General features: G+C 63.4%; 21 protein-coding genes. 12 read left to right on the forward strand and 9 right to left on the reverse strand.

What is annotated here, in order from left to right; genetic code table 11:
- Positions 1 to 33 precede the first annotated feature (33 nt).
- From SSA02_RS11345 to SSA02_RS11365, 5 genes are read right to left on the reverse strand one after another with little or no spacing between them, the layout of a single operon-like run.
- On the reverse strand, positions 34 to 498 hold the full coding sequence (locus SSA02_RS11345; protein ID WP_246103878.1) for a SufE family protein: 465 nt from the start codon (positions 496 to 498) through the stop codon (positions 34 to 36).
- Positions 495 to 1,814 (reverse strand): ATP-dependent protease ATPase subunit HslU, encoded by a 1,320-nt coding sequence (gene hslU / locus SSA02_RS11350; RefSeq protein WP_147094199.1) that lies wholly within the window; start codon positions 1,812 to 1,814, stop codon positions 495 to 497. Before hslU ends, SSA02_RS11345 begins: the two co-directional genes overlap by 4 nt.
- The gene (gene hslV / locus SSA02_RS11355; protein WP_147094200.1) at positions 1,814 to 2,374 is read right to left on the reverse strand and encodes an ATP-dependent protease subunit HslV; all 561 of its coding nucleotides are present in this window, start codon (positions 2,372 to 2,374) and stop codon (positions 1,814 to 1,816) included. The genes hslU and hslV overlap by 1 nt, the downstream gene beginning before the upstream one ends.
- A gap of 54 nt (positions 2,375 to 2,428) precedes the next feature.
- Complete coding sequence (locus tag SSA02_RS11360; RefSeq protein WP_246103879.1) at positions 2,429 to 4,366, reverse strand: response regulator; 1,938 nt, start codon at positions 4,364 to 4,366, stop codon at positions 2,429 to 2,431.
- The gene (locus SSA02_RS11365) at positions 4,363 to 6,234 is read right to left on the reverse strand and encodes a response regulator (RefSeq protein ID WP_147094201.1); all 1,872 of its coding nucleotides are present in this window, start codon (positions 6,232 to 6,234) and stop codon (positions 4,363 to 4,365) included. The genes SSA02_RS11360 and SSA02_RS11365 overlap by 4 nt, the downstream gene beginning before the upstream one ends.
- 180 nt (positions 6,235 to 6,414) lie before the next feature.
- Here SSA02_RS11365 and SSA02_RS11370 point away from each other — a divergent pair, with 180 nt between their 5' ends.
- The 9 genes from SSA02_RS11370 to SSA02_RS11410 all read left to right on the forward strand — a co-directional run bounded on the left by SSA02_RS11370 (position 6,415) and on the right by SSA02_RS11410 (position 13,933).
- A complete protein-coding gene (locus SSA02_RS11370; RefSeq protein WP_147094202.1) occupies positions 6,415 to 6,825 on the forward strand; it encodes a hypothetical protein in 411 nt (136 codons plus the stop codon).
- A gap of 20 nt (positions 6,826 to 6,845) precedes the next feature.
- A complete protein-coding gene (locus SSA02_RS11375; protein ID WP_147094203.1) occupies positions 6,846 to 7,559 on the forward strand; it encodes a cell division ATP-binding protein FtsE in 714 nt (237 codons plus the stop codon).
- Positions 7,556 to 8,464 carry a cell division protein FtsX gene (locus SSA02_RS12945; RefSeq protein WP_147094204.1) on the forward strand — a complete coding sequence of 303 codons (909 nt, stop codon included), beginning with the start codon at positions 7,556 to 7,558 and terminating at the stop codon, positions 8,462 to 8,464. Before SSA02_RS11375 ends, SSA02_RS12945 begins: the two co-directional genes overlap by 4 nt.
- A gap of 26 nt (positions 8,465 to 8,490) precedes the next feature.
- Complete coding sequence (locus SSA02_RS11385; RefSeq protein ID WP_246103897.1) at positions 8,491 to 9,063, forward strand: YdcF family protein; 573 nt, start codon at positions 8,491 to 8,493, stop codon at positions 9,061 to 9,063.
- Between the two features lie 63 nt (positions 9,064 to 9,126).
- The gene (locus tag SSA02_RS11390; RefSeq protein ID WP_147094206.1) at positions 9,127 to 9,870 is read left to right on the forward strand and encodes a lysophospholipid acyltransferase family protein; all 744 of its coding nucleotides are present in this window, start codon (positions 9,127 to 9,129) and stop codon (positions 9,868 to 9,870) included.
- Positions 9,871 to 10,240: 370 nt separating this feature from the next.
- Positions 10,241 to 11,272 carry a hypothetical protein gene (locus tag SSA02_RS11395; RefSeq protein WP_147094207.1) on the forward strand — a complete coding sequence of 344 codons (1,032 nt, stop codon included), beginning with the start codon at positions 10,241 to 10,243 and terminating at the stop codon, positions 11,270 to 11,272.
- Between the two features lie 85 nt (positions 11,273 to 11,357).
- Positions 11,358 to 12,767, forward strand: a complete 1,410-nt coding sequence (locus SSA02_RS11400; RefSeq protein WP_147094208.1) for a cytochrome ubiquinol oxidase subunit I — start codon at positions 11,358 to 11,360, stop codon at positions 12,765 to 12,767.
- Positions 12,768 to 12,775: 8 nt separating this feature from the next.
- Complete coding sequence (gene cydB, locus SSA02_RS11405) at positions 12,776 to 13,798, forward strand: cytochrome d ubiquinol oxidase subunit II (protein WP_147094209.1); 1,023 nt, start codon at positions 12,776 to 12,778, stop codon at positions 13,796 to 13,798.
- Positions 13,799 to 13,810: 12 nt separating this feature from the next.
- Positions 13,811 to 13,933, forward strand: coding sequence for a DUF2474 family protein (locus SSA02_RS11410; protein ID WP_147094210.1), 123 nt, complete (start codon positions 13,811 to 13,813; stop codon positions 13,931 to 13,933).
- Here SSA02_RS11410 and SSA02_RS11415 read toward each other — a convergent pair.
- The gene (locus SSA02_RS11415; protein ID WP_147094211.1) at positions 13,914 to 14,531 is read right to left on the reverse strand and encodes an HAD family hydrolase; all 618 of its coding nucleotides are present in this window, start codon (positions 14,529 to 14,531) and stop codon (positions 13,914 to 13,916) included. The genes SSA02_RS11410 and SSA02_RS11415 overlap by 20 nt on opposite strands.
- A gap of 62 nt (positions 14,532 to 14,593) precedes the next feature.
- A complete protein-coding gene (gene gloB, locus SSA02_RS11420) occupies positions 14,594 to 15,313 on the reverse strand; it encodes a hydroxyacylglutathione hydrolase (RefSeq protein WP_147094212.1) in 720 nt (239 codons plus the stop codon).
- A gap of 211 nt (positions 15,314 to 15,524) precedes the next feature.
- Here gloB and SSA02_RS11425 point away from each other — a divergent pair, with 211 nt between their 5' ends.
- The 3 genes from SSA02_RS11425 to SSA02_RS11435 are packed head-to-tail and all read left to right on the forward strand — an operon-like array spanning position 15,525 to position 17,936.
- On the forward strand, positions 15,525 to 16,382 hold the full coding sequence (locus tag SSA02_RS11425; protein ID WP_147094213.1) for a class I SAM-dependent methyltransferase: 858 nt from the start codon (positions 15,525 to 15,527) through the stop codon (positions 16,380 to 16,382).
- On the forward strand, positions 16,373 to 17,050 hold the full coding sequence (locus tag SSA02_RS11430) for a phosphatidylserine decarboxylase (protein ID WP_147094214.1): 678 nt from the start codon (positions 16,373 to 16,375) through the stop codon (positions 17,048 to 17,050). The genes SSA02_RS11425 and SSA02_RS11430 overlap by 10 nt, the downstream gene beginning before the upstream one ends.
- 13 nt (positions 17,051 to 17,063) lie before the next feature.
- Positions 17,064 to 17,936, forward strand: a complete 873-nt coding sequence (locus SSA02_RS11435) for a CDP-alcohol phosphatidyltransferase family protein (RefSeq protein WP_264884112.1) — start codon at positions 17,064 to 17,066, stop codon at positions 17,934 to 17,936.
- Positions 17,937 to 18,001: 65 nt separating this feature from the next.
- Here the strand turns inward: SSA02_RS11435 and SSA02_RS11440 are convergent, their stop codons facing one another.
- Complete coding sequence (locus SSA02_RS11440) at positions 18,002 to 20,461, reverse strand: TonB-dependent receptor (RefSeq protein WP_222591079.1); 2,460 nt, start codon at positions 20,459 to 20,461, stop codon at positions 18,002 to 18,004.
- A 217-nt stretch (positions 20,462 to 20,678) separates the two neighbouring features.
- The gene (locus SSA02_RS11445) at positions 20,679 to 21,596 is read right to left on the reverse strand and encodes an ion channel (RefSeq protein WP_147094215.1); all 918 of its coding nucleotides are present in this window, start codon (positions 21,594 to 21,596) and stop codon (positions 20,679 to 20,681) included.
- Positions 21,597 to 21,599 lie beyond the last annotated feature (3 nt).

Raw genomic sequence — 21,599 nt, forward strand, 5'->3', positions numbered from 1 at the left:
GGGCCGTTCAATCGCGTCCCTCGCGGTCACGTCTCAGCTTCGGGCACGGGCGCGTATGGCCTGCGCCATCGCTTCGACACCGTTCCCCCGGTTCGTCGAAAGCGCCTTGACCAGACCGAGATCGTGCAGAAAACCCGGGGGCGTTTCCTCTATCTCCTGCGCCGTACGCCCGGAATAAACACGCAGGAGCAGCGCGACGAGACCGCTTACGATCGTCGCATCAGAGGCCCCGGCAAAGAACAGGACGCCGTTTTCCTCCCTGGCCTCGAGCCAGACCTGACTCTGACATCCGGGCACACGATGCGCCTCGTCCTGCCAGGCAGGAGGAAACGAAGGAAGATTCCGGCCCAGCTCGATGATATATTCGTACCGGTCCATCCAGTCATCGAACATCGCGAGTTCCTCGCCGATCGCATCGATCGCCTCCCGGGCGGAGGCATCGACCGGCGCGACCCAGGGCGCGCCCTGGGCCGACCCGACCGAAGACGCCCCGCTCACAGGATGAACCTGCTGAGATCGCCCTTGCGCGCGAGGGGCGCCACACGCTCCTGAACGTCCTTGGCCGTGACGGTGATCGTCTCGCCTCCCCGGTCCGAGGCGCGAAACGATATATCCTCGAGCAGACGCTCCATCACCGTCGCCAGACGCCGCGCACCGATATTCTCGACCCGCTCGTTGATGTCGGAGGCGAGTTCCGCAAGCGCCTCGACGGCATCGTCCTCGAAGACCAGCGTCACCTTCTCCGTCCCGAGCAGGGAGATGTACTGCTTGAGGAGGGAGTGTTCAGGCTCGAGCAGGATCCGCTTGAGATCGTCCCGGGTCAGTCCGGCGAGTTCGACACGGATGGGAAGACGCCCCTGCAACTCCGGCAGGAGATCCGAGGGCTTGGCAAGATGAAACGCTCCCGACGCGATGAAAAGGATATGATCCGTTTTCACGGGGCCATGTTTCGTTGTGACGGTCGTCCCCTCGATCAGGGGCAGAAGGTCGCGCTGGACGCCCTCGCGCGAGACATCGCCCGAACGCCCTCCCCCTTCGCCCGAACGGGCGCAGACCTTGTCGATCTCGTCGAGGAAGACGATCCCGTGATCCTGGGTATGTCTGATCGCATCCTGGGTCAGGGCATCGTTATCGACAAGACGATCGGCCTCCTCACGCACGAGCAGGGCGCGCGCCGCTGCAACGCTCAGTTTCCTGCGCTGGGGCGCGCGGTTCATGAGGTTCTTCATCAGATCGCCGAAATTGGCGGTGTTGACGACGGTCCCGGAGGCGAAATCGGGCATCTCGCCCTGCATACCGCCATCGCGTCCGATCTGGATCTCGATTTCCTTGTCTTCCAGCTCGCCGTTGCGCAGCATCTGCCTGAACTTCAGCTTCGTATCGGCCGAAGCGAGTTCACCCGTGAGCGCATCGACAAGCCGGCTTTCCGCAGCGAGCTCGGCCTTGGCATTGACGTCCTTCCGGCGCGCCTCCCGGAGCATGGTGAGCGAGACCTCGACGAGATCGCGCACGATCGATTCCACATCGCGCCCGACATAGCCGACTTCGGTGAACTTGGTGGCCTCGACCTTGAGGAAGGGCGATTGCGCGAGCCGGGCCAGACGACGGGCGATTTCCGTCTTGCCGCAGCCCGTCGGCCCGATCATGAGGATGTTCTTGGGAACAACCTCGTCGCGCAGCGCATCGGGAAGCTGGGCGCGACGCCAGCGATTGCGCATGGCGATCGCAACGGCCCGCTTCGCCTCGTTCTGCCCGATAATGAACCGGTCCAGCTCGGACACGATCTCGCGTGGGGAATAATTGGGAATATCCATCAGCTTTCCTCCCCTCCGAGGGTTTCGACCCGGACGGCGTGATTCGTGTAGACGCAGATATCGCCCGCGATCTTCATGGCGCGGCGCGCCACGTCTTCGGCGCTCAATCCCTCGATATCGATCAGCGCGCGGGCTGCGGAGAGCGCGTAATTGCCTCCCGAGCCGATCGCGATGATCCCGTCCTCGGGTTCGAGCACATCGCCATTGCCGGTCAGGGTGAAGGAGCGGGTCGCATCGGCCACCGCCATCATGGCTTCGAGGCGCCGCAGATACCGGTCGGTCCGCCAGTCCTTGGCCAGATCGACACAGGCCCGCTCGAGCTTGGCCTCGAGCCGCTCGAGAAGCGTGAAGGCATCCGCCGTGGCTCCGGCGAAACCGGCAAGAATGGCGCCTTTGGGGCCGATCCTGCGTACCTTGCGGGCATTGCCCTTGATCACGGTCTGACCGAGCGTGACCTGACCGTCGCCCGCCATGGCAACCTGGCCGTCCCGGCGAACACAGAGAATGGTCGTACCGTGCCAGCCGACCGGATCATGCGGGGGAGAAGAATGAGTCTGCATGACATGTCACATAAGACGCCGACAATTCCAGACAAGCCCGTTTCGACATGCGACTCAGTGCCTTCCCCGTAACGTCGCCGCGATGGCCTCGCGAAGGTCCTGCGGCGTGAAGGGCTTGCCCAGAATGAATGCATCTGCGGGGAGATTGTCCGGATCGGCATAGCCGCTGACATAGAGCACCGGCAGACCGGGATGGGAAAGCGCCAGCGCCTGACCGCATTCCCGTCCCCCCATGCCGGGCATGAGAAGATCGAGCACGACCAGATCGAAACGCTCTCCACGCGACAGCGCAGCGATCACGTCTTTTCCGTCCGGGACACCGACCACTTCGTGTCCGCTCTGGGCGAGGAACTGTTCGGTCACGAGCCGCACCCCGGGCTCGTCATCAGCGAGCAATATCCTGAGTTTTCCGGTTCTGGCCTGCGTATCGGCCGGACCAGGCGCGTCTTCAGGCACGTCATTCCGGCAGGCGGGAAGGATGAGGGTCATCCGCGTACCGACGCCAGGCGCTGTCTCGACGCGGATATCGCCCCCGCTGCGCTTGAGAAAACCGTAGATCGTCGAGAGACCGAGCCCTGTACCGCTCCCGAGCCCCTTCGTGGTGAAAAACGGCTCGAATATGCGTCTCGCAATCTCGGGCGGCATCCCCGATCCGACATCTGCGACACTGAGCATGACGCAGCCTTCATCCGACGCCGCATCCCCCGCCGCGAGCGTGACGGTGATGGGACCGCCCTGCGGCATGGCATCGCGTGCGTTGATGCAGAGATTGAGCAGCGCCATCTCGAGCTGACCGGAATCGCTGAGGACGGGCGGAACGTCGAGATCGTGCGGGACCTGCGAAAGATCGAGAGTGCATCGCGCGGTCTCTCCCTTGAGATCGCTCGGACGGTTGAGGCTCTGATTGATCAGGTCCCTCATGCTCCAGACCAGATCCACGAGGGAAACAGGGCGCAGCGCGACGGGCTTCGGGCGCCCGAACTCGAGCAGACGTCGCGTGAGAACCGTGCCGCGCCGGGCCGAGTCGAGCGCATTGTCGAAAAGCCGGGAGACGGTCGGATCGCTCCTCGGCGTCATGTCCTGCAAAAGCTCGAGCGAGCCCAGCATGGCAGTCAGGAGATTGTTGAAGTCATGGGCAATTCCGCCCGCCAGCGTCCCGAGCGCGTGCATCTTGTCGTCCTGACGCAGATGCGCCTCCATCGCGATCCGCTCGGTCACATCGCGATCGAGACTGAGCTGCCATCGCTGCGCCACAGGAAGCGCTTCCCCCGCTGCCGTACAGGGCCAGGGCAGCGCGCGCCTGATGATATCGTGCCAGCGCGGACCGTCCTGCGTCTCTTCGCAGACGAGCCGGGTCGATTCACCCTCCTTTGCGGTCTCCTCCCGCATGGCGACGATCTGCGATGCGAGCGCCGCCGGATACAGACCGGCCTCGTCGCGGTAGCCTGTCGCGCCCGCAGCCGCGTCATGCGCCTCCTGACAGGAAAGATTGTGCCGCAGGACATGACCTTGCGGATCGGTGAAGACGAGTCCGAGCGGCAAGGCCTGCATCGCGCCGTGCAACAGGACGCGTTCCGTCTTGAGGGCACGCTCGAGACGGTGATGGGCAGCGACCTCGCGCACCATGGCCCTGAGGGAGTCGGACTCCCAGGGCTTGTGCGCGTAAAACTGGATACGCCCCTGATTCAGGGCCGCCACGACGGCTGCGAGATCTGCGTAACCCGTGAGCAGGATCCCGCGCGCGTCCGAAATCTCGCGTGCCTTGCTGAGCAGCACATCGCCCGTCATGTTCGGCATGCGCTGATCGGATACGATCACCGCGATATCGGGCGACTGACGCAGGAAATTCAGGGCCTCGAGAGGATCAGTGCTGGAGAGGATATCGAATTCGTCCTCGAGCAGATCGGTAAGAGCCACCAGGATTTCGGCCTCGTCATCGACAAGGAGAATCCGGCTGCGGGATACGGGTATCGTCATCTCGGTTCGCCTCATGCGCTGCGTCCTATCGTCACCGGCCCGGTGGGCGTAAGCCGGACCGGAACCGAAAGGGTGAAACAGGCCCCCACACCCCGGCCATCCGTCAGATTGGCATCTTCTATATCGATGCTGCCCCCATGGGCTTCGATCACCCCATAGGCGATGGCAAGCCCGAGCCCCGTCCCCATTCCTACCGGTTTCGTCGTGAAGAAAGGCTCAAAGACGCGCGCCCTCAGATCCGACGGGATACCCGGGCCGTCATCGGCGATGCTGATCACATAGCTCGCGCCGCTCTCGGTCTGCCGCAGAAGCGTCTCGATGACGATCCGCCCGAAGATCGCTCCCGGCTCGGGTGCATGGGCCTCGGCGCGCATATGAATGGCGTCGGCCGCATTGCTGACGATGTTCATGACCACCTGATGAAGCAGGGCGGGCTGGCAGACCAGCATACGCGGTGCAGCAAGATGACGCTCGACCACGATCTCGCGGCCGAATTTGTGAGCCAGCAGCGCCAGAGCCGTATCGATCGCCTCAACGACATCGACATCCTGGAACGCGCTCTCGTCCAGTCTTGAGAACCGGCGCAGGCTGAGCACGAGATTCTGGATGCGCTGAAGCCCGAGACGCATCGACCCGATCCGGCTGACGCATTTCTCCAGCAAGGCGAGCTGGGTGGGCTGGAGCGGCCCCTCCGATTCGGTAAGGCGCTTCAAGGCCCGCGCAACGGTCTCCTCATGCGCCAGCGTGAACGCCAGAGGATTGTTGATTTCATGGGCGATTCCGGCCACCAGCTCGCCCAGGGACGCCATCTTGGCCGTCTGGACCAGTTTTGCCTGGGTTTCGATCAGACGGGCATTGGCGTCGGCCAGTTCGGCATTGGCATGGGCAAGGGCTTCGGCCATCGCCGCCTTTGCCGCGATGGCCCGCGCCTCGCTCTGCGCGGTCTGGAGGGCCACCTCGCGCACCTGACGCTTGATTTCCTGCTGTCGGATCTCGTCCTGCGCCAGCTTGCGCCGCACGAGCACGCGGATACGCAGCGCAAGGACATCGGGCGCGATATCGCTCGGCACCAGGTCATCGAGACCGGCATCGAACAGATCGGCCGCAGAATGACGCCGGAAACGATCCGCATCCACGATTCCGAGAATGCGAAACGACGTCCCCCCTGCCTCGAGCACATCCTGACGCCGCGCATCGAGCCTGCGGCAGAAATTGACCCCGTCGAGCTGGCGCGAGGTCAGGTCGAGCACGAGACAATCCGGCCCGTCATCCCCGCCCAGCCAGGCCCCGTGGATGAGTTCGCTCGATGCCGAGACGGTCGTGACCGTATGCCCGTCCCGCCAGAGCAGCTCGCCCAGGGACGCACCCGATGCATCGCGTTCCCAGCTCGCATTATCGGGAAAATCCTCGTCCAGCTCCTCGTTCTTGGGGCTCGTCACGATCACGATCCGGGCGCGGCGGAACCGTCCGGCCTCCTCGGCCTGCAGAAAATCCGAGCCCTCGCGCAGGAGCGCCCTGATACGCAGGACCAGCAGATCGGGATGCGCCGATTTCGAGATATACGCATCGGCACCGCTCTCGAGCCCCTCACGCTCGAGACCGGGCGCCACATCCTCGGTCAGCATGAGAATCGGGATCGAACGCGTATGGGTGTTCATGCGGAACTGACGGGCCATCTGCCCGCCATTCATTCCGGGAAGATGATAATCCGCGACCACCAGATCGGGCAGTCCGTCATCGAGGCAGGAGAGCGCCTCCTCTCCGCTCGCGACCCGCCGGACAGCGAAACCGGAGGCCTCCAGAAGGGTATTGAGCGTACTCGCCTGCTCGTCCGATTCCTCGACGAGGAGTATCAGCGGAGGCGGGGATTCGCAGCTGGTCATACCGTCATCGCGACCGTCATGCGCATTCCTTGTTCCAGTGAGTTCGATCCGGTGAGTTCGATCTCACGCGATCATTGCATTTCATCGCCGCCGCAGCTACCTCAACGACTGTCACTCTGGCCAGCCCCGACCGGGACAGGTTCACCCTCCGATCCGCCAACGACAAGCCGAAAGCGTCTCATGGAAGTTCCGACCCGCCCGTCCCTGACACGGCTCGCCACCTCGAGCGAGGACCGTGCGACGCCACCGGCATCGGGCCTTACCCTGATACGCACGGCGTTCTGGGCCGTTTGCTATTTCGTGTTCTATTTCGCCCAGCAGGTCGCTGAAATCCTGGCCCCGCTCTGTCTCGTGATCGGGATCGGATGGATGGCCCTGCCGCGCGCCCTCGCTGCCATCACGACCGGACCGGCCGCATCGGACCCGCAGGCGATCGACGTCATGAACCACGTCGTGGGCAGCATTCCGCAGCGTATCGCCTTTGCCGGTCACGTCCTGACGCCGGGCGGCCTCGTATTCGATGGCGTCCTGCTGATGGCGCTCGCGGCTCTGGGCGCGACGATCGCCGCCGTGGCTTCGCGGAACATGTAGGTTCGCTTTCCGAGGCAGTCATGATCCGGTTTCGCGACGTCAGCTATGCCCATGGCCGGGCGCGTCACAACGCCCGCGGACAGCCGGTACTCCACGGGCTGAGCTTCGAGATCCCCCAGGGCGGTTTCTACTGGCTTACCGGCCCGTCCGGGGCGGGAAAATCGAGCCTGCTGCGGCTGATGCATCTGGAGACCCTGCCCCAGAGCGGATACGCCGAAATTCTCGGCATCGATATCGTCCGTGCCAAACGCAATCAGCGCGCGCATCTGAGACAGCGTATCGGCTTCGTCCCCCAGGATCCGGGACTCCTCGCCGAACTTTCCGTTTTCGACAATGTGGCCCTGCCCCTTCGCCTTGCCGGCGCCGACCGGGACAGGATCGCCTCCGAGGCCGCAGCGGTTCTCGACTGGCTCGGACTTCACGACAAGGCAGGCGTCTTTCCGGACCAGCTTTCGGGCGGCGAAAGACAGCGCGTTGCCGTCGCGCGCGCGCTCATCGTACGCCCGGCGCTGCTCCTTGCCGACGAGCCTACCAATGCCCTTGCGGAAGGTCAGAGCTGGCAGCTGATAGAGGCCTTTGCCACGCTGAGCCGACTCGGCACCACCGTCATCGTCGCAACGCATAACGAATCCCTGCTCCGGGGCTTTCCCATGCCGGCCATTGCCCTCGACCGTGGGCGCCAGACCGGCAACGGCGCCAGTGCCTCCCCCCGTCGGAGCGATCCGCACAGATGAGCCGGGCGCTTCCCGACGGACTGCATCTCGGACGCCGCGACCGGGGTCTCATCCCCGTTATCGCAGCGGTTGCCGCCATTGCCTCCCTCGCTCTCGGCGGATGGAATGCGGCCCGCTCCCTCTCGCGGGAATGGCGGACCGGAGCCGGTCAGCAGGTCACGATCGAGATCCCCGATTTCACGGGGGAGGCACATCGCAAGGCAGAGCGCCTCGTGAAGGTTCTCGGCGCCGATCCGGGGGTGGACTCCATATCCATCCTCTCCGAGGACGATCTCAGGACGGTATTGCGTCCCTGGCTGGGCACGATGCAGGCGCGCCTTTCGGACCTGCCGGAAATCCTGACCATGACCCGCAGACCCGGACACCCCCGCACGAATCTTCCCGCCGTTCTCGACACGCTGGCCCCGGGCGCGATCGTGGAAGAGAATGCGACCTGGGGCGCCCGGCTCTCCCTTCTGGGAGAGAGCCTCCAGGCCTGTGCCTGGCTTGCGGTGATGCTTGCGGGAATCGCCACCGCTGGCGTGACCACCCTCTCGGTACGCGTGACGCTGATCGCACGACGCCGCACCATAGAGATCCTGCACGGTCTGGGTGCCGCAGACAGTCTGATCGCCCGTCGCATTGCCTGGCGCAGCGCCAGCCTCGGTCTGGCGGGCGGGGCCATCGGCATGGTTCTGGGCTATGCCGCTCTGGCCATCCTTCACCGACTCGTTCTGCCCTTTCTGGATCATCAGGGCGGGGAGCACGCGCTCTGGCCGTCGGGCATCGCCGAATGGATCTCTGCGCTGCTGTCCATCCCGGCATCCCTGATCCAGTCCCTGCTCGGCGTCCCTGTCCTTGTCGCGCTTCTGAGCTTCGTCGTGGCGCAAGGCACCGTCAGGCTCTGGCTGAGGAGGCTTCCCTGAAACGCTGGGTCTTCCTCCCCCTCGCGCTGCTCCTTGCTGCAGGACTCTGGGGCGCGGGATTTGCCTGGTTCTGTATCGATGCGCTCAATCCCGTTCCGCCCTCCATCCCGTGCGGGGGCCGATGCGACGGTATCGTCGCGCTGACGGGAGGGCGCGACCGGATCGAGGCGTCTCTGGCTCTGCTCGCCCGGGGGGCCGGTCGGGAGCTCCTGATTTCGGGTGTCGACCCGCACGCGACACTGGCGCAGCTCACCGGGCGGTCGCCGGTAAGCCTCACACCGGAACTCGCCTCACGGATCACCCTCGGGCGCCGCGCCGTCTCGACGATCGGAAACGGTGTGGAAACCGCGACATGGGCGACCCGCAACCGGATCCACAGCCTCATCGTCGTCACAGCCGGATACCATATCCGCCGGGCGATGATCGAACTGCATCGCGCGGCCCCGACGCTCGCGCTGCATCCCTACCCCATCCGCTCGCCGGTATCGCGGCGCGCGCCGGACAGGGCGACCCTGCGGCTGCTGCTGCAGGAATACATGAAATGGATCGGCTCCCATCTCGGCCTTTCACGGGGCGTCAATCTCACGCCCAAAACCTGACTCCCTTTCCTCCCGCTTTCGGTCTAGTGATCGTGCCGAGCCTAGCCGAACAGGAAGGAAAGCATGATCCGGGTCCGCGCCCTTCTCTTCATCGTCTATTTCGTCACACTCACCCTGGTCATGGGTCTGGGGGCGCTGCCGATCCGCATCCTTCGCCGTCGTGATGCGGCGCTCCGCTATGCACAGCGCTGGTCCGCCCTGACGCTCTGGGGGCTGTCGGCCTTCTGCCGGATCCGGATCCGGGTCGTCGGCACGGATCACCTGCCGGATGGCCCCTGCCTGATCGCCGCTCAGCACCAGTCGTATTTCGACGGTTTCGTCTGGATGAATCTCGTCCGGAACCCCGCTTACGTCATCAAGCAGGAGCTCACCCGGATTCCGTTCGTCGGCCCCATGCTTCTGCTCTCCGGCATGATCCCGGTCGAACGCAGCGCGGGTGCCAGGGCCCTCCGCTCACTCATGAAAGCATCGCAGGATCATTTCGACAGGGATCGTCAGATCATCATCTTCCCCGAGGGCACCCGTACCGCCCCGGGCAAGCGCGTGGCTCTTCAGCCCGGGATCGTGGCGCTGGCCAAACAGGCCTCCGTACCGATCATCCCGGTCGCGACGAATTCAGGCCTCCACTGGCCGCGTCGGGGCTGGCTGATGCAGCCGGGAGAGATCGTCGTCGCCATCGGCGCACCCGTACCCGGCAGCGCCGGACGGGCATCGCTCATCGACTCCATCTATCGCTCATGGAATACACTCAGCGAGCGGGAGAATATCCCCCACCCTGTGGATAACTCTGTGGACCCAGAGTATTGACATCAGTATTTTCCAAGGGAGTTCGCTCCGCGGCCATGCCCGGCCCGATCGGACTCCGGACAATCCCGCGCGACGTTGCGCGAAAGACGACGTCAAGCAAAAAAATACGTCAAAACGCCCATTTTCCGGGATTTTACAGGACTCGCCCGCTCCGGGATTGGGGAAGGTCGCGCCGTCTAGCACAGAGTTTCCCCCTTTCCTAGTCTCCATGAGAACGGTTCCGCTTTTCCCCCCATCGGGACTGTGGGAGCTTTGGGGATAAAACGGGACAAACCTGCGGAAAGCCTTGATCGATGCACCTGTCAGATCACGTCGCGCCTCCTTCTGCCTCTTTCGGACAAGGCGCCCTGCCATGAGGAAAAACCGCAAGATGTCGCGTCCCGGCGCACGAATCCCGGCAGGAATCCGGACGACCGTCATAGCGACTCTCGTGGTGCTTCTGGCAGGACTTGCGATCGGGACGGCGGCACTGATCGCGCTTGCGCGCATGCCTCCACCCGCAGAGACGCTGGCGCTGCTGAGCAGGCGTGCCGAGCAGCAGGGGCTGCGTTTCGGCGCGTCCTCGGCGCACATCGCAGGCCGGTCGCTCATGCCCGTTCTGACGATCGAGCATCCGCGCCTGATGGACGGATCGCGCTGGGGGCTGACAGCGGATCGCCTCGTCCTGAGCCGTAATCCGCTTCACCCTCTCAGCGTCGTCTTTCATCTGGAGGGGGCGCGGTTTCTGAGGACCGGGGACGCCCTCGTCGTGACCGCCTCCCCCGTCGAAGGTCGCTTCGTACCCTCGTCGGGCCGGACCCTGTTCCGGACCCGCCAGATCGTCATCATGCCGGGCGATCCGGCGCTTCTGCGTCTGGCGATCCTCCAGAACGTCTCGGCAATCGCTCTCGTACCGCCAGTCGGCGCCAGAGCGGAAATCTCCTGGGCCATCGATCTCCGGGCCGAACGCGGACTCGTCCAGCCCGGCAGCGCGCTCTCCCGTGTCCTGGCCCCTTCCGTTCTGTCGGCTCTTCCGAAACCGACAGGGCTCCGCCTCGTTCTCACCAGACCGGGCGGTCGAACGCCGGATGCGAATTCCCGCCCCGGGCATGAGCTTTTTTTAATCCAGACCGCCGAGGCCTCCTTTGGTCCCCTTCGCTGTACATTAAGGGGACATGTCGAATCCGGAGGAAACCGGCATCTGTCGCTGCATCTCGACGGACTTCGAAAAGCGGCAAGTCTGTGGCTCGCGCAGGCGGAATCGTCTCATGACGATACCCCGGAACAGGCGCAGATCCGCGGCTTTCTGAATGAACATGCAGCAAGTTTTCCGGACCGTCTGGACCTTGCCCTGCCCGGCAAGCACGATAACATTTCATTGCAAAATCACATATTCGCGATATTATCCGCGCACTCCCGATGACCCGGGAAGCAAGCAGGTTCTTAACATCTCCACCCTAGAGTGCTGCTGTCTTCCCTACACAGGCCACTGGCCGCGGATCCCTGCAATGCCTGACATGAGTGCTCTCTTCCTTGCACGATTGCAATTCGCGTTTACCGTCGGATTCCATATCGTCTTCCCCGCTTTTTCCATCGGTCTGGCGGCCTTTCTGGCCGTGCTCGAGGGCCTCTGGCTCAAGACCGAAAAACCCGTCTATCTCGATTTGTTCAAATACTGGCTCCGGGTCTTCTCCGTCGTCTTCGCGATGGGTGTCGTCTCCGGACTGGTGATGTCTTACGAGTTCGGCACGAACTGGTCGCAATTCTCCCAGAAGGCCGGGCCGATCCTCGGTCCGATGCTCGCCTACGAGGTGATGACCGCCTTCTTCCTCGAGGCCGGCTTCCTCGGTGTGATGATGTTCGGCCTCAACCGCGTCGGCAAACGGCTGCATTTCGCGGCAACGTGCATGGTGTCTCTCGGCACCCTCATCTCCATGAGCTGGATCCTCGCGTCCAATTCCTGGATGCAGACGCCGCGAGGCTACAAGATCGACGCCGCGACCGGACGCTTCCTTCCCGCGGACTGGTGGGCGATCGTCTTCAATCCGTCCTTCCCCTTCCGCCTCGTGCATATGGCGCTGGCATGCTTTCTCTGCGTGGCCTTCATCGTCGGTGGCGTGGGCGCGTGGCATCTGCTCAAGGCGCGCCGCCAGCAGCGCAAGCCCACCGAGGCGGTCAAGGTCATGTTCTCCATGGCCATGTGGATGGCCGCCATCGTCGCGCCTCTCCAGATCCTTGCAGGTGACGCCCATGGCCTGAACACGCTGAAATACCAGCCAGCGAAGATCGCCGCGATGGAAGGCGACTGGGAATCCGAAAGCCGGGCTCCCGAGCTTCTGTTCGGCATTCCGGACATGAAGAACGAGACCACCCATTACAAGGTGGGTATCCCCCTTCTCGGCTCGCTCATCCTGACCCACAGCATCGACGGCAAGGTCCCCGGTCTCAAGGACTATCCAAAGGATCAGAGAGCGCCCTCTCCGATCGTCTTCTTCAGCTTCCGTATCATGATCGCCTTCGGTGTCCTGATGGCGGGCACGGGTCTCTACTCGCTGTTCCTCCGCTGGAGAGGCAAGCTCTACTCCAACGCGCTGCTCCATCGTCTGGCCCTCGTACTCACGCCTGCCGGATTCATCGCGCTGCTTTGCGGCTGGGTGACGACCGAGGTGGGACGACAGCCTTTCACGATCTACGGTCTCCTCCGTACCGTGGACAGTGTCTCGCCCGTGACGCTGCCGAACATGGCGGCCTCCATGACCGCGTTCGTGATCGTCTATTTCATCGTGTTCACGGCCGGTGTCGGCATCCTGATCCGCGATTTCTCCAAGGAACCCAGCTCCCACGAGCCGGAACCCCCGCGTGACGAACCGCATCGTGCAGCCGGCATCACGCAAGTCTCCCATCATCCGGCAGAGTGAGTCCCATCATGAGTACCGCAGCTTACTGGTTGCCCATTGTCTGGGCAGCGCTCGCCGCTGTCGCCATCTTCATCTATGTCTGCCTCGACGGCTTCGATCTGGGCATCGGAATTCTCTTCCTCGGCGAGCCGAGGAAGGAACACCGCGACGTGATGGTGAACACCATCGCCCCTGTCTGGGACGGTAACGAAACCTGGATGATCTTCGGCGGTGCCACGCTTTACGGCGTTTTCCCCGTAGCCTACGGCACTATCCTGCCCGCGCTCTATCTTCCCATCATCATGATGCTGCTCGCGCTGATCCTGCGCGGCGTCGCGTTCGAGTTCCGCGTCAAGGCGTCCGGCATCTTCGGCATGAAGTTCTGGGACGTCTCGTTCTGCCTCGGCTCCCTGGTCGCGGCCATGATGCAGGGGATCATTCTCGGCGGTCTGATCGAGGGCGTGAAGATCGAGAACAATGCCTTCGTCGGCAGTGCCTGGGACTGGCTTTCGCCCTTCCCGCTCTTCTGCGGTCTCGCCGTGGCGGTCGGTTATGCACTTCTTGGCGCGACCTGGCTCGTCTGGCGCACCGAGACCGATCTCAAATCCGTCATGCAGCGCCTGTCCATACCGCTCGGTCTGGCCATGCTCGCCCTGATCGCGATCGCCTCGCTCTGGACCCCCTATCTCCACGCGACCTACATGCATCGCTGGACGCACTGGCCCGAGATCCTCTGGGTCGCCCCGGTTCCGGTTGCCGTTCTCGCGCTTGCCGCCGTGTTCTTCGTCTCGCTGCGTCGCCCGGAAACCCGCGTCACGCCGTTCCTTTGCGCGCTCGGCTGGTTCTTCCTCTGCTTCTCGGGGCTCGGCATCAATATCTGGCCCTATATCGTGCCGCCCACGGTCACGATCTGGTCGGCATCGTCACCGCCCGAGAGCCAGATCTTCCTTCTGGTCGGCGCCGTCATTCTCCTGCCGATCATCTCCGCCTATACGATCTATTCGTACTGGGTGTTCCGCGGCACGGTCACCGCCGACCAGCACTATCACTGAGGAGATACGATCATGCCTGCCTCATCCTCCTTTCTGGCACGACTCGGCTGGTTCGTCGGATTATGGGCAGGCGGGGTCGTCGCACTCGGTATCGTGGCCACCCTCATCAAGATGATCATCTATCATCAGTGGTGAGGGGGCGCTCCGGCGTATAGGGCCGAACGTCGATCGCTTCCATCCCGGCGGCACGCGCCGCTTCCAGCCCCTCCGGACTGTCTTCGAAAACGAGACAGGAAGCGGGGGGCACCTCCAGTTTCGACGCGGCGAGAAGATAGAGATCGGGCGCGGGCTTCCCCCGTCGGACATCCTCGATCGTCACGACCGCATCGAACAGATCCACCAGACCGAGACGCCCGAGCGTCGCCCGAACGATTTCGCCCTGACCGGCAGAAGCAACCGCCATGGGAGATTTCCCCCGGCAGGCTCGCGCAATCCCGGCAGCAAACCCGTGCTCTTCCAGACGATCGAGATGGGTGCGATAGATCTCCCGACATCGTGCCAGCAGACCCTCCCGCATGAGAGCAACGCCGAAAGCCGCCTCATAGGCATCGAAGAGCTTTCCGCTGGAGAGGCCGGTCCGCTGCCCGTACCAGTCCGGTTCCAGAGGCAGGCCATGTTCCGCAAGCGCCTCGCGAAACGTCAGATAATGGACGGGCAAGGTGTTTGCGAGCGTTCCATCGCAATCGAAAATGAGGGCGTCATAGCGGTAATCCCGCAGATCGAACGGCTTCATGGACTGATCTCCTTCTCCGGACCGTTTACCGCATAGCCGATACTGGCGGGAACGATGCGCCCTCAGAACACGTCGCGTGCCTTGCGCAGCGCGGCGAATTGCGCGCAATCGCGCGCTCTCAAAAACGGATTGGTCTGCCGCTCGACCCCGAGCGTCACCGGTACGGTCGGCTTGCCCTGCGCGCGCAGGCGCTGCACCGATTCCACGCGCTGTCGCAGTGCCGCATCGTTGGGAGCGAGACCGAGGGCAAATGCCCCGTTCGTCAGCGTATATTCATGACCGCAGAAGATCAGCGTCTCGTCCGGCAGACTGCCGAAACGGGCCAGACTCGCAAAAAGCTCTTCCGCACTCCCCTCCAGAAGGCGCCCGCATCCCATGCTGAAGAGGGTGTCGCCACAGAAAAGCGCCGGTTTCGAAGGAAAATAGAAGGAGATATGCCCATCGGCATGTCCCGGCGTACCGATCACCGTGCCGGTCTCGTCACCGAGCGCGATACGATCGCCATCTTCCAGGGCAATATCGAGCCGCGGCAATCGATGCGCCTCGGAGCCTGGCCCCGCAATCGCCGCTCCGGATTGCGCGCGCAGAGCCTCCGCTCCTCCGATATGATCGGCATGATGATGGGTCAGCAGGATCAGATCGAGCCTCCCATTGTCCAGAGCCGCGGCCACGGGCTCCGCCTCGCCCGGATCCACCACCGCGACCATGCCCGTTCGGGTGTCTTTCAGAAGCCACGCATAATTGTCGCGCAGAACGGGAATGGATGTAATCTCGAGGCTCATGCGATACGGCCCTCCCTCTTGCGGTGGTGCGACGGCACTACGCCAACGCGCCATGTGGCTCTCATAACGACAGACATCCGCGAGATGTTGCGTTTTCCGCCGATGCGGCGAACCGCTCGCGCTTGCGGGATGACACCCCCCCGGTGGCATCGGGTCCGGCGGAGGTGAATGAGGCTGGCTTAGCGCTGGCACGCGGGTTAGCCTGCATCTCATGCCCAAGCATCCCAGCACGTCGACCACTCCCGATGCAGCCGCATTCTATGCCACCCGCCGTGGCGAACAGACGGCTGCGTTGCTCATGGCGCGACTCGCCCCCCTTCTGCCGGACCCGACCGGGTTGCGCGTGCTCGGCCTCGGACATGCCGATCCGCTCATGGCGCGCTGGCGGAATCTCGAAGCGGCGCGCTGGCGTGCCTCCGCGCATCTCGACACCGCCCTGACCAGAGGAGAAACCGGCCCCCGCCGCCAGAATGCCCCGCGCCAGCCCTCCCCGCGCCAGTCCCCCCCGCGTCAGACCGCTGCGCCGTCCTGCGTCGTACCGGCCGACTGCCTGCCCTTCCAGGATCTGAGCATCGACCTCCTGCTCCTCGTTCACGGTCTCGAACTCTCGGACCCCGCGCCCTTGCTGCGCACGATCTGGAAGGTTCTCTCGGATAATGGCCGTCTGATCCTCGTCGTGCCGAACCGGACCGGGCTCGCTGCCTCGGACGACTCCCTTCCTTTCGGCCACGGGAGTCCTTTCTCCGCCAGCCAGCTCGACCGCGCGCTGGCCGACGCCATGTTCCACCCCGAGCGCAAGAGTGCCGCCCTCTCCGCGCCACCGGCGCTTCTGCATCTCAACGAGCGGGCCTGTCGCACGGGAGACAGGATTTTTACCCTGATGGGCCGCCGTTTCGGCGGAGTCCATCTCGTCATGGCCTGCAAGGATCTCTATTCTGGCGTGCCCACGGAAACGGAGCGCGCAGCCCTGCCGTTTCCCCGCAGGATCGCCTCCCTGATGCGTCCTCGTGGAACGCTGACAGAACTTGACCCCTCCACCCGGTGTCGTAAAGGTAGCCCATGTCCCTGATTCAATCGATCAAGTCCGTTCTGGCACCGCCGCACCGCGCTGCCCTCCCTTTCCTTGCGCTGACGGGCGGGTTGACCGTGCTTGGTCGCGCGACGCCCTGGCGGATGACCCGCCTCGTGGGGAATCTCGCTCTGGGCGGGTTCGGATTCTGCCTCTATTTCTTCCGCGATCCCAAGCGTTTCCCCCCTGCGCGTACCGATCTGGCCCTGGCCCCGGCAGATGGACGGGTCGTCTCCGTGGAACTGGCCACGCCGCCTGCGTCGCTCGGCATGGGCAGCGAGCCGGTCTGGCGCGTTGCGACCTTTCTCTCGGTACTCAACGTTCATATCAACCGCATACCTGCCGCCGGCACGGTGACCAAGATCGCCTATCACGCCGGCCAGTTCCTGAATGCGAGCCTGGACAAGGCCTCGGATCTCAACGAGCGCAATGAGCTGCGTCTCACCCTCGAGGACGGTCGTCACATGGCCGTCGTCCAGATCGCAGGGCTCATCGCCCGGCGGATCGTCTGCTATGTCGAGGAAGGCAGCGCCGTCGAGCCGGGAGACCGGTTCGGTCTGATCCGGTTCGGCTCGCGCACCGATCTCTATCTTCCGCCCGGCGTGACGCCGCTCGTCAGCACCGGACAGACCATGGTCGGTGGCGAAACCGTCATCGCTCACCTCTGAGACGCGCCTTTCCGTGACGGAACCTCCCCTTTCCACCGCTCTCGTTCCGCAGCGTCCCCGGCGCAAGCGGCGCCTGCGACGTATCCGCCCGAGACGGGCCAGGGTGCGCGGACCGTCCTTCAACCGGCTGATCCCCAATCTGCTTACGATGCTGGGGCTTTGCGCCGGGCTGAGCGGCATGCGCTACGGCCTCGAAGGACAGTTCGCCCGTGCGGCAGGCGCCTTGCTGATCGCCGCCTGTATCGACGGTCTCGACGGGCGTATCGCACGTCTCCTGCACGGGACATCGCGTTTCGGCGCCGAATTCGACTCTCTTTCCGATTTCGTCTGCTTCGGGGTCGCCCCCCCTTTCCTGCTGTATCTCTGGACCCTCCAGGCGAGCGGGGGGCGTTTCGCCTTCGTCCCCTGCATCCTGTTCACCGTATGCATGGCGCTGCGTCTTGCGCGGTTCAATGCCGGTCTCGACGATGAGGAAAAGCCCGCCTATTCGTACAGCTTCTTTACGGGGGTTCCGGCGCCTGCCGGTGCCGGAGTGGTGCTGTTTCCCATCTTCCTCGGGCTCGAAGCCGAGAAGATGAACTGGCCCCTGCTCGATGGTCTGGCGCGCTCTCCCTTCATGGCGGCGGGGGCGCTCGTTCTCACGGCAGCGCTGCTGGTGTCCACGATCCCGGTCTGGTCGTTCAAGAACTTCAAGGTCCCGGCGCGGCTCGTACTCCCGCTCATGCTAGGCACCCTTCTCTATGCCGCGATCCTGCTCGCCGATCCCTGGGGGGCGCTTGCTGCGGCCGGTCTCATCTATCTCGTGATGTTGCCCTTCAGCAGACGGAGCTTCCACAGGCTCCGGGCGGAAGCAGAGGCCATGTCGGAGGACGTTCCGGAAGCCTGAGCGGGCTCCGGGACGGTTCGGCGAGAGCGAGAGGGAGGCTGTCGGCCTCTCCCCGCGAGCCTCGCTCAGAATTTGAGTTCGACCTGTCCGCCGAACTGGCGTGCCTCGTTGAAATATCCCTGGAGTCCGTTCGAGACGCCGAAATACTTGAAATAGACATGCTGTTCGGCAAACAGGTTGCGCGACCACAGCGATAGCGTCGCCTTGGCGCCTGTTCGGCCGAGCCTGAGACCCGCCATGGCGATACGTCCATTGACGATGAGTCCGCTATCGCCCCTGGGCTGATAGACATTCCGTGGGTTACCCACCCCCAGATAGACCGGATCCGTCGCGCTGGCGTAATATCCGGAGTCGATATTGCCATCGAGATGCGCGAGCAGGGTGAATCCCTCGAAAGGCCGTGTATAGTCGATCTGGAAACTGCCCGAATGCGCCGGGGTATAACTCTGATAGATGGGCACGAGAAGCGCGCTGACGATCCCGGCGGAGTTCGGATAGGGGTTGGCGGTCGGCGGGATCCGGACATGGTTATAGGCATAGGAAAAGCCGATCGTGACGTCGCGCAGCGGCATGATCTGCATATCGGCCTCCACCCCGCTCAGATCCCCTTTCCCGGGGGCATTGATGGTCGAGGTGGTGGTGCGCGTCGTGATCTGGTTGCCGATCTGGTAGGGCTTGCTGAAATCGACCTGGATATCCTTGTAGCTGCCCCAATAGCCCGCAAGATTGAACCGCGCGCGATGATCGAGGAATTCCGTCTTGGTCCCGACCTCGAACATCGACACGGATTCAGGACCGAAAGCCTCGTAATCCTGCGCGCGTGAATTGGCACCGCCCGCCTTGTACCCTGTGCTCCACTTGCCGTAGAGCATGATGTTCCGGCTGAGATCGCCGCTGATATTGAGCATCGGATCGACACGGGACCAGGCGGCATCGAAGCCGATCGGGCCGGAATCGCCATTCGTGTTCACGGGCGGTTTGTTGTTGACGACGGAGAGAACCCCCCGCTTGGCATCGCGCGACCAGCGCAGCCCGGCGGTGAGATGCACCGCGTCGTGCAGAACGGGCGGGGTATAGACGGCATGGCCGTACACGCCCCAGCTCGTCGTGGCGACGCGGCTGGCACGATCGATCGGCTGGAGACTCCAGTCGTCATAGGCTGGCCCCCCGATCAGCGTGTATCGACTGCCCTGCGGATCCAGAAAGCGGTTCGTATAGAATGCCTGCGCATTGTCGGAGGCGTTCTCGCGGTAATACATGAAGCCGCCGACATATTTCAGCCGTCGCGTGTGTCCGATCGCCTGCACCTCCTGGCTGACCTGGTCCTGCCAGAAACCGGCGAGAGAGTTCCGCGCGAATTTCCAGCCCGTGAAGTCGCCGGAGATGTTGGACATGCTGCCCGACGCCATCCCGTTATCGTACTGGCTCTGACTGAGCTCCCTGTAGGCCGTGATGGACTTCAGGGTGAGATATTTCGGGATGGCCCGGTATGCGAGGGTCATGCGATGGCCGCTGGTACGCCCGATGCTCGGGCGTTCGGGAACGCCGATATTGGCGCTCCTGGCCCGGCTGCGTTGCAGGGTGGCCACCTCCGCCCGCGGGTTCCGTCCGCCTTCGAGGAGCTGCATCCACAGCGTGGTGGTGCTGTCATAACTGTTGTCGTAAGCATAATCCGCCGTGAAATTCCTGACCGGCGTCCACAGGGCTTCGACATGCACGCCGTGCTTGTCGTACTGGTTGAACCCTCCGGTATCGTCGAGCAGATTGCGCACCAGAGGGTCGCGATGAGCGGTGACGGCATCGATCTTGATCGCGACATCGTGGAAGGCGGGAAGGTCGAGATGCAGCTCGCCCTTGTTGCTGGCAAAATTGCCGAAACCGCCGAGGAGACGCATGCCGAACCTGCCCGTCGGTCGCCGGGTCACGATATTCAGCGCCCCGCCTTCGGTATTGCGCCCGAACAGCGTCCCCTGCGGTCCCTTGAGCACCTCGATGCTCTGCACATCGAACAGGGCGGTACCCAGTGCCTGGGGCCGGGCGACATACACGCCATCGATATAGACGCCTACCCCCTGATCGCGGGCGGGCTGGTTGCTGTCCCCAAGCACGCCGACACCGCGGATATTGACGACGAGGGCCGAGTTCCGTCCCGCGAACTGGGCGATACGCAACGAGGGAATGGAGCCGTCCCCGAGATCGACAAGCGAGACGACATGACGGTTGGCCAGCTGCTTCGCCGTCATGACCGACATCGAGATAGGCGTTTTCTGCAGGTTTTCCGATCGTTTCTGCGCCGTGACGACGATGCTCTCGAGCCCGCCCTGATGCATCGGGGCTCTGGTGAGCATCCGGGTGGGAGAGGGCGGCAAGGCGGATACAGCCGCATCGCTTTTCGCGTTGCTGCGCGGAGCGGAGCCGCTACCGGCGTCGTGGCCGGCTGCCTTATCCCCGCCCGGAGAAGCCATTGCGCCCCCGGTACAGCACAGAACCGTCAGAATCGTACATAAACCCTTGCCACGCGCCACGAGGAATCTCCCGCCGGCGATGCGGCGAGACGACTCCCATCCACAGCTCCGGCCAATCGTTTCAGACTGGTGCCGGAATATTGCTTTTCATGTTCTATCCGGCAGAACCGGAATAATGACCCAGAGCGAGCGTTGTATAACGAAACATTGACGTATCATGAAGAAGATATGACACTGTCATAACATTGTAAAAAATAATGAATACCTGTCTTTCATGTCAGGAAGCATCCAGCTCTTCCTCGACTTCATGAAGCCGCCGGTAATCCACGAGATATCCGCCATCCGGTTCCCTGGCGATCATCTTCACGAACCGCCTCCCCTCGAGAACGGCCTCGAAATCGTAGCTCCTCTGCATGAGGACGGCCTGTCCGGTCGCTTCATCCGTACCTCGCACCGTGACCAGGATCTGCGCATGGGTCGCACCGAGTTCCACCGGGTCGCAATCGGCCAGCGGGCTTGCCGCATCGATCGGATGGACGAGACGCGCCGCAAAGCGCAAGGCAGGAATATGCGATTGCAGTAACTTGAGCGGGGTAAAGACATGGGTGGGATAACCGCCCTCCCCCGCGACATATTGCGAGAGCGACAACTCGACATCCATGGCCAGAACGGCGCTTCGGCGGACATTGGCCAGCCTTATGCACAGGGCGTGAGGATTGCTGGTCTGGCTGATGACCGCATTGCGGCTGAACAGGATCTGCGCCCTGGGACGGGAAAAGCGAGCGAACACGACGCCCGTTGCCAGCGCGTTGACCATCATGCCCAGAAGCGCCTCGATCGAGACGAGTGCGTTCGCCATATGGCCGGTGGGCGCCATGACGCCATAGCCCACGGTGGAGAGCGTCTGGACGCTGAAGAAAAAGAGCGAAAGCAGGTCATGATCGGGAGACCCGTTGATATGGGCATGACATACCCGATACATGACCGCGAAAGCGAGATTGACCACGATATAGGCCAGTGTCGACCACCCCATGAACCGGGGCCAGCTCGTGGTCAGCGCATGATGGTAGAGATCGGTCCAGAACTTGTCGCCCATTCCGACACGGCTCACGGTACGATGGCCATGATCCTGCAGGACTCTCCGGCGGTCCCCACCAGTCTGGTGAACCGTCTCCCCTTCCGACTCCAATGACATTAC

This window comes from Swaminathania salitolerans (assembly GCF_007988945.1).
GTDB lineage: Bacteria > Pseudomonadota > Alphaproteobacteria > Acetobacterales > Acetobacteraceae > Swaminathania > Swaminathania salitolerans.